The organism is Clostridium phoceensis (assembly GCF_001244495.1).
GTDB lineage: Bacteria > Bacillota > Clostridia > Oscillospirales > Oscillospiraceae > Lawsonibacter > Lawsonibacter asaccharolyticus.
In genome coordinates, this window is the sequence record NZ_LN866274.1 from 2863922 (window position 1) to 2876297 (window position 12376).

Annotated in this window: 22 protein-coding genes; all 22 read left to right on the forward strand. The window is 59.5% G+C overall.

Annotation, left to right across the window (positions count from 1 at the left end; all coding sequences use genetic code 11):
- The first annotated feature begins 39 nt into the window (after positions 1–39).
- Positions 40–738 (forward strand): DnaD domain protein, encoded by a 699-nt coding sequence (locus BN1969_RS14780; RefSeq protein WP_021750488.1) that lies wholly within the window; start codon positions 40–42, stop codon positions 736–738.
- On the forward strand, positions 726–1316 hold the full coding sequence (locus tag BN1969_RS17640; RefSeq protein WP_021750489.1) for a cell wall hydrolase: 591 nt from the start codon (positions 726–728) through the stop codon (positions 1314–1316). The genes BN1969_RS14780 and BN1969_RS17640 overlap by 13 nt, the downstream gene beginning before the upstream one ends.
- 3 nt (positions 1317–1319) lie before the next feature.
- A complete protein-coding gene (locus BN1969_RS18380; RefSeq protein WP_207642599.1) occupies positions 1320–1943 on the forward strand; it encodes a DNA cytosine methyltransferase in 624 nt (207 codons plus the stop codon).
- A 213-nt stretch (positions 1944–2156) separates the two neighbouring features.
- Positions 2157–3071, forward strand: coding sequence for a DUF6273 domain-containing protein (locus tag BN1969_RS14795; RefSeq protein WP_050625001.1), 915 nt, complete (start codon positions 2157–2159; stop codon positions 3069–3071).
- Positions 3068–3229, forward strand: a complete 162-nt coding sequence (locus BN1969_RS18090; RefSeq protein ID WP_021750493.1) for a hypothetical protein — start codon at positions 3068–3070, stop codon at positions 3227–3229. Before BN1969_RS14795 ends, BN1969_RS18090 begins: the two co-directional genes overlap by 4 nt.
- A 3-nt stretch (positions 3230–3232) precedes the next feature.
- A complete protein-coding gene (locus BN1969_RS14800) occupies positions 3233–3586 on the forward strand; it encodes a hypothetical protein (protein WP_021750494.1) in 354 nt (117 codons plus the stop codon).
- Between the two features lie 7 nt (positions 3587–3593).
- Complete coding sequence (locus tag BN1969_RS14805; protein ID WP_021752045.1) at positions 3594–4421, forward strand: DUF5131 family protein; 828 nt, start codon at positions 3594–3596, stop codon at positions 4419–4421.
- A gap of 15 nt (positions 4422–4436) precedes the next feature.
- A complete protein-coding gene (locus BN1969_RS14810) occupies positions 4437–4733 on the forward strand; it encodes a hypothetical protein (RefSeq protein WP_021750496.1) in 297 nt (98 codons plus the stop codon).
- The gene (locus tag BN1969_RS14815; protein WP_021750497.1) at positions 4730–4921 is read left to right on the forward strand and encodes a hypothetical protein; all 192 of its coding nucleotides are present in this window, start codon (positions 4730–4732) and stop codon (positions 4919–4921) included. The genes BN1969_RS14810 and BN1969_RS14815 overlap by 4 nt, the downstream gene beginning before the upstream one ends.
- Positions 4922–4939: 18 nt before the next feature.
- Entirely contained in the window at positions 4940–5257 is a 318-nt protein-coding gene (locus BN1969_RS14820; RefSeq protein ID WP_021750498.1) for a hypothetical protein, read from the forward strand.
- Complete coding sequence (locus tag BN1969_RS14825) at positions 5223–5759, forward strand: Holliday junction resolvase RecU (protein ID WP_021750499.1); 537 nt, start codon at positions 5223–5225, stop codon at positions 5757–5759. Before BN1969_RS14820 ends, BN1969_RS14825 begins: the two co-directional genes overlap by 35 nt.
- A complete protein-coding gene (locus BN1969_RS14830) occupies positions 5756–5983 on the forward strand; it encodes a hypothetical protein (RefSeq protein ID WP_021750500.1) in 228 nt (75 codons plus the stop codon). Before BN1969_RS14825 ends, BN1969_RS14830 begins: the two co-directional genes overlap by 4 nt.
- Complete coding sequence (locus tag BN1969_RS14835; protein ID WP_021750501.1) at positions 5980–6204, forward strand: hypothetical protein; 225 nt, start codon at positions 5980–5982, stop codon at positions 6202–6204. The genes BN1969_RS14830 and BN1969_RS14835 overlap by 4 nt, the downstream gene beginning before the upstream one ends.
- Positions 6201–6686: a Gp49 family protein gene (locus BN1969_RS14840; RefSeq protein WP_021750502.1), complete on the forward strand. Its 486-nt coding sequence runs from the start codon at positions 6201–6203 to the stop codon at positions 6684–6686. The genes BN1969_RS14835 and BN1969_RS14840 overlap by 4 nt, the downstream gene beginning before the upstream one ends.
- Before the next feature lie 17 nt (positions 6687–6703).
- Complete coding sequence (locus tag BN1969_RS14845; RefSeq protein WP_050625002.1) at positions 6704–7021, forward strand: hypothetical protein; 318 nt, start codon at positions 6704–6706, stop codon at positions 7019–7021.
- 59 nt (positions 7022–7080) lie between these two features.
- A complete protein-coding gene (locus BN1969_RS14850; RefSeq protein WP_050625003.1) occupies positions 7081–7308 on the forward strand; it encodes a hypothetical protein in 228 nt (75 codons plus the stop codon).
- Positions 7309–7388: 80 nt separating this feature from the next.
- The gene (locus tag BN1969_RS14855; protein WP_021750505.1) at positions 7389–7898 is read left to right on the forward strand and encodes a hypothetical protein; all 510 of its coding nucleotides are present in this window, start codon (positions 7389–7391) and stop codon (positions 7896–7898) included.
- 199 nt (positions 7899–8097) lie between these two features.
- Complete coding sequence (locus tag BN1969_RS14860; RefSeq protein WP_021750507.1) at positions 8098–8574, forward strand: hypothetical protein; 477 nt, start codon at positions 8098–8100, stop codon at positions 8572–8574.
- Between the two features lie 74 nt (positions 8575–8648).
- Positions 8649–9260 (forward strand): ParB N-terminal domain-containing protein, encoded by a 612-nt coding sequence (locus BN1969_RS14865; RefSeq protein WP_021750508.1) that lies wholly within the window; start codon positions 8649–8651, stop codon positions 9258–9260.
- Positions 9250–9933: a ParB N-terminal domain-containing protein gene (locus BN1969_RS14870; protein WP_050625004.1), complete on the forward strand. Its 684-nt coding sequence runs from the start codon at positions 9250–9252 to the stop codon at positions 9931–9933. Before BN1969_RS14865 ends, BN1969_RS14870 begins: the two co-directional genes overlap by 11 nt.
- 176 nt (positions 9934–10109) lie before the next feature.
- Positions 10110–11669, forward strand: a complete 1560-nt coding sequence (locus tag BN1969_RS14880) for a ParB N-terminal domain-containing protein (protein WP_050625006.1) — start codon at positions 10110–10112, stop codon at positions 11667–11669.
- Positions 11666–12361 (forward strand): methyltransferase domain-containing protein, encoded by a 696-nt coding sequence (locus BN1969_RS14885; protein WP_021750511.1) that lies wholly within the window; start codon positions 11666–11668, stop codon positions 12359–12361. The genes BN1969_RS14880 and BN1969_RS14885 overlap by 4 nt, the downstream gene beginning before the upstream one ends.
- Positions 12362–12376: the final 15 nt, after the last annotated feature.

Consider the following 12376-nt stretch of genomic DNA (forward strand, 5'->3'; position numbering starts at 1 on the left):
TCAAATCCACGGAAAGGAGGGGTCCGCCTGAGGTACATCATGGAGCACCGAGCTTTCGCCAACCGCATGAGGCGGACCCCTCTATCCATGGCCGCGCAGCTCCTATGGTACAAGCTGATGGATTTAGCCAATAGCCTGCGTTGGCCGGAGCACTTCGCATTGGACAACAGTAGGCTATGCACGATGATAAACACCACGGCAAAACGGACTGCCATATCCGCCCGACAGGAGCTTATAGACGGCGGTTATCTGGACTTCACCCCTGGCATCAAGGGGCGGCCCAGCACCTACCATCTCCGCTCAGTGGAAGAGATGGAGGGCTGGCAGCCGCCCCCGGATGACCTGGAGGGAGACTTCCTGGCAGAGTTCAAAGAGGACCCGACAAGCTATTTCGGCTACACGGAGGCCCTGGGGGTGGAGCTTGCGGAGACAACCGCCCACCTGTGGGCAGAGTTCTTTCCAGGCAAGACCCCTGGACCATACGATGAGAAGCGGACGTTCTTCCAGATCATGGTCCAGTACCATGATGAGGAAACAGATGAGTGGTCTATATCGTTCCCGGAGGAAAACAAGGAGCTGCTGGGCTACGCCTTTGAACAGGGCCGGAAGCGCGGGAAGCTCTTTTGGGGGTACATTGAGAGCGTCATGCGAAATCTTAGGGACTGTGGCATTAAAACCGTAGAGGAAGCCTACGAGAACGAAGAAAAATTCTATGAACGGAGAGGATGGAACAAGTGAAAGAACGGACGATAACCCTTGCCTGCGGCGCCCTGTGCGCCCTGGTGTTCGTGAGTGCCCTGTTTACGCCGGGGCAGGCCAGAGGCGCGGCCTTTGATGAGCAAGAGGACACGGCGGCGCATCCGGTCCAGGTATTGGACCCGACGCCTACCCTCACCGCATCGCCGGTCCCCACTGTCTCGCCCTATTTCGGCTGGACCGAGGAAGAGGTTGAGATGCTGGCCTGCGCGATCTACCAGGAGGCGGGCGGTGACGCCTGCTGCGACCTGTGCCGCCATCGTGTGGGCGATGTCATCCTGAACCGGATGGAGGATGACCGCTTCCCGGACACCGTGGAGGAAGTGCTCACGGCCTACCGGCAGTACGGGCGCTTCTACTGGACCGGCGTAGTGTGGCCGGACCGGGCTGAAAACCCTGGAGAGGCCCACGCCGTTGCGCGGGCCTGGGAGACCGCACGGGACGTCCTGAGCGGCGAACACTCGGACCTTTACGGGCAGGGGTACATCTACCAGGCCGAATTTGAACAGGGAGCCGACGTCATCTGCTGCGAGGACTGCGGCATCTACTTTGGGAGGTAGACGGTGAGCGAGAAGAAAATCATCCTCGACCTATGCGGAGGTTCCGGTAGCTGGTCGAGGCCGTATGTAGCGGGGGGGGGGTACGACGTTAGAAACATAACCCTACCGGACTATGATGTACTGACTTACGAACCGCCCCAAAAAGTCCACGGCGTTCTTGCGGCCCCTCCATGCACGGAGTTTTCGGTCTTGAACTGCAAGGCAGAGGCGCGGGCGCGGAACCCGGAAGAGGGCCTGAAAGTCGTGATGGCCTGTCTGAGAATTATTGAAAAGTGCCGTCCTGAATGGTGGGCCATGGAAAACCCCGTTGGACATCTGCGGGAATACATGGGGCCGTCTACAATGATTTTCCAGCCATGGGAGTACGGAGACCCCTGGACCAAGAGAACCGAGCTTTGGGGTACATTCACCCCGCCGAAAAAGCTATATGAGCGGTGGGAGGACGTACCTGACAAGCTGCCCCTATACACAAGGCCGGGAAGAGGGAAACCAAATTTTGCATACCTACACAAATCGGCTCAGTCCCTTATCCCTCAGCTTGCGTGGGCCAAACCGAAAAGCGATGCCGATTTCAGAGCCATCACCCCGCCTGGATTCGCTCAGGCGTTTTACGAGGCGAACCCATGAAAGGAGACGCCATGCAGAAAACATATCCACGCCGATGCAATATCTTCAACTGCGACCGGCGGCACGGTAACATCTGCTGCGCCGATTGCGGCTACCGGGATAAGAACTGCAAGAACCCCTGCTTGAACCACCCGACCCGGTGCGGACAGGTCAAGCCGCCACAGACAGCCCACGGCCAGAAGCCGGGGAAATAAAAATCAGGAGGAATTTACCATGCAAGAGCAAAAGAGGACTTTCAAGTACGGAGACGTGTTCCACGTGGCCGGTCTGGACTGGATTGTGCTGCGGACCACCCCGGCGCCGACGCCGGACTGTTCCGATCTCCACTTCTGCGAGGCCACCGAAGACGTCTTCCAGGCCCCCTTTGATGAGAACGACTGCAACGACTGGAACAAGGCGAGCCTGCGGAAGCAGCTCAACGGCGAGTTCCTGGATAAGCTCATCGCTGAATGCCCCGGCCTGAAAGACGCCATCGTCCCCACCTACCGCGACCTGACCGCCGATGACGGCCTCCGGGACTACGGAAACTGTCTGGACAAGGTAACGATGCTCACCGCCGAAGAATACCGGCAGACCCGCGATCTGCACCCCGCGCCGGAGCATTGGCGCTGGCTCATCACGCCGGACGGGACCCCGAAGAGTTCCGGGACCTCTTTCGTGCGCTACGTGAGCTCGGACGGGAGCCTCAACAGCTACAGCGCGTGCAACGGCCGCAGGGGTGTGCGCCCGGCTTTAACTCTGAAATCTGACATCTTGGCATCTATCCTCGACGCCGAGGACAAGAAGAGAGCGGCGGAAATCCGGCCCGCCGACGGTCCTCAGCCTGGGGTGGATGAGACGCCGGAGCAAGCGGAAATGGCCCTCTATGAGCAGGCCGTGGAGCAGTTCGGGGAGAGCGCTCAAATCCTCATGGCGGTGGAAGAGATGAGCGAGCTGCAAAAGGCCCTACTCAAGTATCTGCGCTTCAAGGACCATGAGCAGGGCGATGAGGCGGAAATCCTGGCGGCGATCTCCGAAGAGAGGGCCGACGTGGAAATCATGCTGAACCAGCTCCACGTCATCTTCGGTGACAACACCGACATGGAGATTGCCAAGCTGGAGCACCTTTGTGAGCTGCTGGGTGAATGACGATGCTGCTGTTTACGTGGACCCTCTTCATCCTGATTACATTCACTGGCTTTTGCTACGCCTTTGGGGGCAAGACCATGAATGACCGGAGCAACGGCGCAAAGGTTACATCTGCGGGTATGCTGGCCCTGTCTATTCTAATCGCGTTTGGAGTGTAGCCTATGCACGATGAAGTGTTCACCATCCCCGCCCGCCGGTGCAAGCGGTGTGGAGGTCTGCTGACATCCTCCCAGGGCTTGCGGGATGGGTACGGTCCCTGTTGCCTGCGGAAGATAAAGCAGGAAGAGGCCGACCGGAAGATGATGGAGAACCAATGCAGCCTATTTGACATTGTGAAGCCGGGCGGCGGCGAGGCCGAAACTGAGAAAGGGCCGCTGAACGGGAAGTGCATCACGGGGAAAAGCCCGACCGGGCATTGTGGGGCCGCCGCCTACTGCTCGGAGCCATACGATTGCTGCGCCTCCTGTTCCTCTGACTGCAATATGCGGTGCGGCTGGCTCAGGGAAAGGAAATAACTGACCTATGAATATTCACAAGACCGACATTGAGTGGTGCAGCCACACATGGAACCCTGTAACGGGGTGTAAGCACGGGTGCGAATACTGCTACGCCCGGCGCATGGTGTCCAGGTTTGGCCCGCACCCCTGCGAGCGGCCCATCATTGAGCCGCTGGAGGTACTGCCCAAGGGGACCGGGTGCTACTACGTGGAGCAGCCTACCAAGCTCTGCGACGAAAACGGGGAGCCTGTGCGCTCCACCCCGTACCCCAAGGGCTTTGCCCCCACCTATCACGCCTACACCATGGACTATCCTGAGAAGCGGAAGACGCCTGCGCGGATATTCGTCTCCAGCATGGGAGACCTGTTTGGGGAGTGGGTGCCGGACATCTGGATTGAGGATGTCTTCGCTGCCTGCAAGCGAGCGCCGCAGCATACCTACCTGTTCCTCACCAAGAACCCGCAGAGGTATCTTGACATGGGCCATGCCGGGAAGCTCCCCATGGAGCGGAACTTCTGGTACGGGACCACGATCACCGGCCCTGAGACGGAATACTTTGGAGCTTCCTGCGTCAACACGTTCCTGAGCATCGAGCCGCTGCTGGAGCCGTTCAGCGCGGATGACTGCGCCGGTTTCCGGCGGCTCGGTGAGCCTCTTTGGGTCATCATCGGAGCCATGACCGGACCGGGGAGCAAGCGAAAGCAGCCGAAGCGGGAATGGGTAGCGGCCATCACGGAAGTTGCTCAGTCTGCCGGGGTCCCCGTCTTTATGAAAAACAGTCTGAAAGACCTGTGGGGCGGCCCTCTCATTCAGGAGTACCCCGAGGGTATGGTGCGGGTAGACGGAGAATAACTGGAGGGAGAACTATTGAAGAAGCGAAGCTGCCGGAGGACCGGCTTTGAACAGGAGCAGCACGACCGGGCAATCCGGGTGCGGAAGATGACCGACGCTCAGCTCTGTGCCTACCTGGATGAGCTGGAGGCCCGCAACCAGCCCATCGTCATCTCGCAGGATGAGCTTGAGAAAGTCATCAACGGCTTTATTGACAGCCTGGCTACCAGGAGCGACACCGGCCTGCGGGTCAGCGACGCCACCATCCGCAAAATCCGGGCCATGGCCGTTGAAAATGGCTACCTCCGGCCTACTGGCGGAGGCGAGGCATGAGCGAGCACCGAAAGAAAATCACCATCCGCGTATCGTCGCAGACAGCCTACCACCTGGAGGCCGAGGCTGAGCGCCTGGGCATATCCCCTGGGCGCGTGGTGGATGAGCTGATGAGGGCGGCCAAATTCTGTGGAGAAGTGTGTGGAATTTGTGGAAAACACCACAAAAAGCAAACAAATAAGCCTTAAAAGTTAGGAGAGTAGACAATGGGCATCTACGGTGCGGCGCTGAGGGAGCTTGAGCAATACCGGAGGGATGAGGCGGCGGGCCTGCTGCTGCGCCTGCCGGTCCCCCTGGGGGCTACGGTATGGCGGGTACGGGATAACCCGGCCTGTCACTATGGGGTCCGGGAGGCTGAGAAATTCCTCTTTGGCCGAGTAGTCACCCCGCGCCGCATCGTGGAGCCTACGCCCTTTACCCTGGCCCTGCTGGACGCCTGGGGAAAGACCGTATTCTCCACCGAGGCTGAGGGGAGGACGATGTTAGAGCATGACACCAAGCGAGAGGGCGAAAGCGGCCCTTAGATACCAGAACCGGAAGAACCGCGCCCAGGGAGCCTTTTTTGAGCAGATGATAAACGGGGCCTGCGACTTCTACCGGAGCCGCCAGATCGCTGACATTGAGAAGACGCCGGAGCCGATGCAGCCGACTAAGGACCTGGGCGGCGGGAAGTTCATCGCGCACTACACCAGCACGGCTCAGGCCGACTACAAGGGCTTTCTGTTCGGAGGCCGGGCGGTCAACTTCGAGGCCAAGTACACCGACGTTGAGAAGATGACCCAGGACCGCGTGACAGCGGACCAGACGGAGCGCCTGGAGCGGGCGCATCAATTCGGAGCCGTGGCCTTTGTCCTGTGCTCCTTTGGGTCCGTGGGATTTTACCGCATCCCATGGACAGTGTGGCGGGACATGAAAGGCCGGTTTGGGCATAAGTACATCACGCCCCAGGAGGCAGCGCCCTATGAGGTCCGCATCGGCGGCCCCGGTGTGCTGTTGTTCCTGGAGGGATTGGAGGACAGACCATGAGTAATTTCCAGAAAGACGTCCAGCTTCTTGCGGACCTCCAGGGCCTCATTGAGAAGCGGGAGAAGCAAGTCAACCCGCCGGAGGGCAGCACCGCCATCATGGGCGCGATCTCGCCGGTGCTGCGGGCCGCTATGCCGGCCGCACAGAAAGCGGCCCAGCGTGAGCTTGACATCCTGGTCCGGGTGAAAAACCGCCTGGGCGAGCTGATGGAGGGTCAGAGATGAGCGCCCGCCGGGAGCACCGTCTCCGCAACCTGGAGCGCCGGGTCGCGGAGCTGGAGACCATCGCCGCTACTCCGGTGTTCATCCACACCAAGGGAGACGGCGGAGAGGACTACGTTTTGGAAGCCGTGTGGAGCAAGGAGGAAGCCGACACCCACCCCGACAAGCGGCTGAGCCTGCTGGACCGGCTCAAAAATATCTTTACTGGAGGACATGAGAAATGAAACAGTACATCGGGACCAAGATTATTGAGGCCGAGCCTGCCTACCGCTGCATGGACGGTCAGGGGCGCGTCACCATCACCGATGACCCGTCCGAGGCGTTCCCCAACTTCCCCAGCGTGGAGGACGGCTACCGCGTCCGGTATGCGGACGGGTATGTGAGCTGGTCCCCCAAGGACACGTTTGAGCGGGCCTATCTTCCCCTGGAGACCAACAAGGAGCTGCGGACCGGCAAGCCCAGCATCAGTCAGGAGATGGTGGACAACTTCATCCTGGAGACCTGGACGCAGACCGCTGGGGAGAAGACTACCATCGTCCGGGCCATGCTGCGGAATGGCTTTGAGCTGGTGGAGGCGTCTTCCTGCGTAAGCCCTGAAAACTACGATGAGAAGCTGGGCCGCGAAATCTGCATGAAGAAAATCAAGGACCGCGTCTGGTATCTCCTGGGCTTTCTGCTCCAGACTGCGGTTAATGGCGTCAAGTGAGCTGTGGAGGTTTAGGTATGGATAAGAATATTGCCGATCTGCTGGAGCTGATTAAGGCTCACCCGGAGCTGCCCATCGTCCCGATGGTGGACAGCGAGATTGTCTGTGATGAGGGCTACGCCCGCTGGCGGGGGTCCTGGGGCGCGGCCAGCGTCACAAAGTACCTGGTGTCGGAAGAGCACATCTTTTTCTTTGACGATGAAGATGTTGAGGCCGTCCTCATCGAAGTAAAGGGGTACGATGAATTTCTCTCCATGACGGATAAGGAGGCCCAGGAAGCCTACAACGCCCTCCCCTGGGTGGAGTGCATCGCCGTAGACATCAATCTGCCATGAGCTGCTATGGGTGCGCCTGCGATCACTGTCTCTACAATTCGGAGCTTGAGGCGTGGTACATGACGCCGGGCGAGGTCCAGAACGCCGAGGACATCTGCTTCTGCTGCGATGAGTGCAAGCACTACGACGGCGACTTCTCCAAGCGCAGCCAGTGGCGCCCGGACTGCCCAAGGCACAAGCTCCCGGAAAAGTACCTTGAGATGCAGAGGATAGTCGAACAGCGGAGAGCGAGGGCCGCAGAGACGCGCCGGAGAAACTTCCAGATCATAAAGGGCGGGAAGCCCTGAGCAAATAAAAAAGCCGCCTCCCCCGGAGGGAAGACAGCCCGTGACAAAGCTATTTTACCACATGGGAGGCGACAAAATCAATGGGCAAATCACAGGAGAACATCAGGGACATCATCATGCAGGCCGTTGAAGCCGGACGCATCTCTGCCGAGCGCACCGCCAAAGATGCTTTCAAGGCTACTGAGCGCCGTCTCTACGGCCTGCCCACCCTGAAAATCAAGCTGGAGGATGACCTTGAGCGGCTGGAAGAGTTCAAGCTCTACGGGCCGCGAGAGCGGAGCAAGAGCATCACCCGGTTTGTCAAGAACGGGAACCGGCTCACCCCGGATGAGATATGGGAGGCCGTTCTCATGGACATGGAGGCCACCATCGCGGCGGACCGCTATGAGATTGAGACCCTGGAGCGTGCGCTCGCCACGGTCCGGGATGACCCCTATTACCGGGCGCTGTCCGGGAAGTACCTGGATGACGTGGACGATAGGGACATAGCTGAGGCCCTGGAGTGTGATACCTCCACCGTCTGGCGGCACCGAAAGAGGCTTGTGCAGCGCGTCGCAGTCTGGCTATACGGCGCGGAAGCCTTGAGATAAGGGCTTGCAATTTTGCCGTGCAATTTTACAATTTGACGGTGCAATTTATCTGTGTTATACTCATCCACAATGAAAGAGTGTGGGTAGAGAAAACCGTCATAAATACCAAGTTCACGGCATATTTTTTGGGAAAACCTGTGACAAAAGCCCTGAAATGTGGTATAATTACGGTAGGAAAAAGCAAAGGAGTAACTAACCTATGAAAAACATCTGCCTACTCGATCTAAACTACACCCTGGTAGGAAACCAGGCGGACACGCGAATGCTCCGGCCATTCTCCCGGCGCATGGAGGCCGAAGAGTACCGGGCCGATCTGATTGAGGCCATCCGGGATGACTATGTTATCATCGTGACGGCCAGACCGGACTACCAGATGAAGCAGACTATGGCGAACATCAAGCGGAAGACCGGCTGGCAGCCCCAGGAGTGGTACTTCAACGACATCAACGCGGAGCCTCCGGTCTTCAAGGAGAGCGCCCTCCGGCGCTTCATCCTGCCCCGGCACGGCGCACAGAACGGCCCGGAGGGGGCGCACTACTACGCGGTGGAGAGCAATCCGAAGACGCGGGCCATGTATGCGCGGTTCGGTATTGAGGCCGCCCCCTATGACCGCTTCATCAAATCGGCGGGCATGGCGAGGGTCCCGGCTTTCGACCAATGCAGCTTATTCGGATAACTGAATATCAGCCACCAGGCGGGACGCGAGAGCGCCCCGCTTTTTTATTGCCCAAATCTGAAAGGAGTGGAAGCGTGGAAACCAGAGTAATCAAGCTGGCCGACATCAAACCGGCCCCCTATAACCCCAGGGTGCAGCTCACGCCCAAGGACCAGGAGTATAAAGCCCTGGACGCGAGCATTGAGGAAAACGGCCTGGTCCTGCCTCTCATCGTGAACATCCGGGACAACTGCCTGATCGGAGGACACCAGCGGCTTTCCGTCCTGCTGGCCGCCGGGGAGACGGAGACAAACGCCGTCGTGGTGGATATGCCGGAGGCCCAGGCCAAGGCGCTGTGCATCGCCCTGAACAAGCTGGACGGCGAATGGGACTACGGCCAACTGGCCGACATCATCCAGCAGCTCATCGACGATGGAGAGAACCTACTCGCCACCGGCTTTACCCAGGCAGACATTGACGATCTCCTGGGGGAAATCGGCGGTGAGCTGGGCGAGGATGAGGAACCGCCCTCCCTGGGCAAGAAAGAGGACACCGCCGACGGCATTAAGTGTATCGTGGGCGACTTCTCTTTCCGTCTGGAGGAAGCGGAGTTTGAGGACCTTATGGCAGACGTCCGGGAAAAGGTGGGCTTTACTCAGGAGCTTGTCTGCGCGGAGCTGAAAGGGAGGCTTTTCGATGAAGTATGAAACCAGACTGGAGATGCTGAAGCTCTCCGACATCGTGGCCGCCCCGTATAACCCCCGTGAAGACATCGAGAGCGGAAGCGATGAGTACAAGGCCCTGCGCCGGAGTATTGAGCTTAACGGCATGGTGGAGCCGCCGGTCGTGAACCTCCACAATATGCGCTGCATTGGTGGTAATCAGCGCCTTGTGGTCCTCCGGGACCTGGGATGGAAAGAAGTGCTCTGCTCCGTCATCGACCAGCCGGACGAAAGCAAGGAGATGAAGCTCTGCCTTGCCCTGAACCGCATCGAGGGCCGCTGGGACACCGACCGCCTGGGCGAGCTGCTGCGGGATGATGAGGTCCTGGAGTTTGAGACCGGCTTTGACCGCGACGAGGTCCTGGTCTACCGGCAGCTCGGCGGGGACGGCGAGGGCGAGGACGCCGACGATGACCCGGATTGGGACCAGGACGAAGACCCGGACGCCGAGGACGCCGACGGCGAGGAAGAGGACGAACCCGCCGGCGGGGACGATGAGCCCGCCATGGGGACTACGGGTGTCCGAATTGGACACCTACACTTCAAGGTCGAGGTCCCGCGCTACAAGCGCCTGGGCGAGAGCATCCGGGACGCCGGTATCTTCGACCAGGGAGAAATTGCCCAGGAGATGAAACGGAGGTTGCTGCGCCATGATTAAACTTGTCCCCATCGACGCTGTGCGAGCGTCGGAGTATAACCCCCGGCGCAACGACGAAAAGNTACACTTCAAGGTCGAGGTCCCGCGCTACAAGCGCCTGGTCGAGAGCATCCGGGACGCCGGTATCTTCGACCAGGGAGAAATTGCCCAGGAGATGAAACGGAGGTTGCTGCGCCATGATTAAACTTGTCCCCATCGACGCTGTGCGAGCGTCGGAGTATAACCCCCGGCGCAACGACGAAAAGCGCCTTGCCCTCACAGAGCTGTCCCTCCGTAAGCTGGGCTTTCTGCTCCCGATCTACGCCGATGAGAGCGGCGAAATCCTGAGCGGACACCAGCGGCACCTTGTAGCCTCCCGCATGGGCTTCCGGCAGATACCCGTGGAGTATGTGAGCGGAAAGACCCTGGGCGAGCGGCGGGCCGTGAACGTCCTGTTCAACCGGGCCACGAATGACCTCCAGAAGCAGGACACTTGCGCCATCATCCGACGCCGCCTCTATGAAATGGACATCGAGGCCATGACCGGGGAGCTGCCGGACATCGAGCCGGGGACCGAAGCATCATTCCCCTGCGTCTACGCCCTGCGTCGGATGGACGTCGTGAAGCTGGCAAAGCTCAATCACCGGAGCTTCGACACCCACATCAAGCAGCTTGCAAAATCCCTGGAGCGCCGAATCGGGAACGCCATGCCGGTAGTCATCGGGGAGGCCGGGAACGTCATCAACGGGATAGGCCGCCTGCAAGTAGCAGCGGAGGCCGGCAGAAAGGTCATCGCCTGCGTCAAGGTGAGGCCGGAGCAAGAGGCTTTCGCGTCCTCCATGCTCAACCTGTTATCCATGGACTTTGACATGGAGAGCACCTACGCCGACGATCTGCGCTTCAACAGCTTCATGCGGGAGCGGAACACCAGGGAGACCGACGCCGAGGGCAACGCCGCCCTGGGGGACGGCTTCTTTAAGGGCGTGTTCCCGAAAAACTGCGGGCGGGACTTCTGCAAGCTGGAGGGCGCGGCCCTGGAGACCTGGCGCCGACACTACGGGTCCAGCGTGGTAGACTTTGGAGCCGGGAAGCTCAACAACACCAGGACGCTCCGCAAGGCCGGTATTCAGGTATCAGCCTTTGAGCCGTACTTCGTGACCGTGGGCGAGAAAATCCACAAGGAAAAGAGCCTGGAGATTGCCGCCCGCTTCCTGGACGAAGTTGAGGCCGGGACGCCGTATAGCAGCGTCTTTATCTCCAGCGTGTTCAACAGCGTACCCTTTATGGCGGACCGGAAGCAGATTGCGGTCATCGCGGCAGCCCTGTGCGCCCCGGACGGGATGGTGGTCTGCTGGTGCCAGAGCAACAAGGCCCCGCAGTTCGTGAACACGAAGAAAAAGTTCATGGCCGCAGAAAAAATCCTGACCTTTGACCTGGACTATGAGCCTAACACCATCCTGGGGGACATCGGAGCACACCCCAAGGTCCAAAAGGGCCACACCGAGGAAGAGATGCGGGCGATCTTCGCCCCGTGCTTCCGTACCGTGAAGCGCCTGGAGATGATAACAAAATTCTGGTACATGGAGGCGGCAGACCCGATTGTGGACCCTGCGGCCCTGGCCGCTGCGCTGGACTTTGAATTTGAGCTTCCCTACCCGGACGGCTCACGCATGGGACTGTCTCAGCGAGCGCGGGAAGCGTTTGAGCACCGGCTCGGTATTCGCCTGCCCCCTCCGACGAAAGGAGAGGCAAAATGAGAGACAACGTACACCCTGGGGAGAAATGGGAGTTCAACGGAGAAGTGGCCGCCTGCTTCGCCAATATGCTTGAGCGCAGCATCCCGGACTACCGATCTATGCGGGCGCTTACCTACAAGCTGGGCGAGCGCTTCATCCAGCCGGAGACCCTGATTGTGGATGTCGGGTGCAGTACCGGCCTGGCCGTGGAGCCATTCGTGGTGAAGTACGGCCAGAGCAACAACTTTCTGCTGGTGGATAACGCACCGGCCATGGTGGAAGCCTGCGAGAAGCGCTTCCGGGCAGACGTCAACGTCACGGTCCGGCAAGGGAATATTTGGGAGTATTTGCCATTTGAGCAAAAGAGCAGCCTGGTCCTCTCCGTCCTGTCCATGCAGTTCATGCCGACGTCCTACCGGCCCCGGATGCTCAAGCAGATTTACGACGGCCTGACCGACGGCGGGGCGCTCATCTTTGTAGAGAAAATCCTCAGTGAAAACATGGATGACCTGATGGTGGACCTCTACTACGAGATGAAGCGGGAGAACGGCTATACCGATGAGCAAATCATGTCCAAGCGGCGCAGCCTGGAAAATGTGCTGTCTCCGCTCAAGGCCGAGTGGAGCGTGGACATGATGCGGACCGCCGGTTTTCGGCAAGTCGATATGTTTTGGCGCTGCCTGAATTTCTGTGGCTGGATAGCCGTTAAGTGACGGCTACCGGCCCCG

What these genes read in the sequence shown, in the direction of transcription:
- BN1969_RS14780 (WP_021750488.1), top strand. Translation starts at nt 40, where the DNA reads ATGGAGCACCGAGCTTTCGCCAACCGCATGAGGCGGACCCCTCTATCC.
- BN1969_RS17640 (WP_021750489.1), top strand. Translation starts at nt 726, where the DNA reads ATGGAACAAGTGAAAGAACGGACGATAACCCTTGCCTGCGGCGCCCTG.
- BN1969_RS14795 (WP_050625001.1), top strand. Translation starts at nt 2,157, where the DNA reads ATGCAAGAGCAAAAGAGGACTTTCAAGTACGGAGACGTGTTCCACGTG.
- BN1969_RS18090 (WP_021750493.1), top strand. Translation starts at nt 3,068, where the DNA reads ATGACGATGCTGCTGTTTACGTGGACCCTCTTCATCCTGATTACATTC.
- BN1969_RS14800 (WP_021750494.1), top strand. Translation starts at nt 3,233, where the DNA reads ATGCACGATGAAGTGTTCACCATCCCCGCCCGCCGGTGCAAGCGGTGT.
- BN1969_RS14805 (WP_021752045.1), top strand. Translation starts at nt 3,594, where the DNA reads ATGAATATTCACAAGACCGACATTGAGTGGTGCAGCCACACATGGAAC.
- BN1969_RS14815 (WP_021750497.1), top strand. Translation starts at nt 4,730, where the DNA reads ATGAGCGAGCACCGAAAGAAAATCACCATCCGCGTATCGTCGCAGACA.
- BN1969_RS14820 (WP_021750498.1), top strand. Translation starts at nt 4,940, where the DNA reads ATGGGCATCTACGGTGCGGCGCTGAGGGAGCTTGAGCAATACCGGAGG.
- BN1969_RS14825 (WP_021750499.1), top strand. Translation starts at nt 5,223, where the DNA reads ATGACACCAAGCGAGAGGGCGAAAGCGGCCCTTAGATACCAGAACCGG.
- BN1969_RS14830 (WP_021750500.1), top strand. Translation starts at nt 5,756, where the DNA reads ATGAGTAATTTCCAGAAAGACGTCCAGCTTCTTGCGGACCTCCAGGGC.
- BN1969_RS14835 (WP_021750501.1), top strand. Translation starts at nt 5,980, where the DNA reads ATGAGCGCCCGCCGGGAGCACCGTCTCCGCAACCTGGAGCGCCGGGTC.
- BN1969_RS14840 (WP_021750502.1), top strand. Translation starts at nt 6,201, where the DNA reads ATGAAACAGTACATCGGGACCAAGATTATTGAGGCCGAGCCTGCCTAC.
- BN1969_RS14845 (WP_050625002.1), top strand. Translation starts at nt 6,704, where the DNA reads ATGGATAAGAATATTGCCGATCTGCTGGAGCTGATTAAGGCTCACCCG.
- BN1969_RS14850 (WP_050625003.1), top strand. Translation starts at nt 7,081, where the DNA reads ATGACGCCGGGCGAGGTCCAGAACGCCGAGGACATCTGCTTCTGCTGC.
- BN1969_RS14855 (WP_021750505.1), top strand. Translation starts at nt 7,389, where the DNA reads ATGGGCAAATCACAGGAGAACATCAGGGACATCATCATGCAGGCCGTT.
- BN1969_RS14860 (WP_021750507.1), top strand. Translation starts at nt 8,098, where the DNA reads ATGAAAAACATCTGCCTACTCGATCTAAACTACACCCTGGTAGGAAAC.
- BN1969_RS14870 (WP_050625004.1), top strand. Translation starts at nt 9,250, where the DNA reads ATGAAGTATGAAACCAGACTGGAGATGCTGAAGCTCTCCGACATCGTG.
- BN1969_RS14880 (WP_050625006.1), top strand. Translation starts at nt 10,110, where the DNA reads ATGATTAAACTTGTCCCCATCGACGCTGTGCGAGCGTCGGAGTATAAC.
- BN1969_RS14885 (WP_021750511.1), top strand. Translation starts at nt 11,666, where the DNA reads ATGAGAGACAACGTACACCCTGGGGAGAAATGGGAGTTCAACGGAGAA.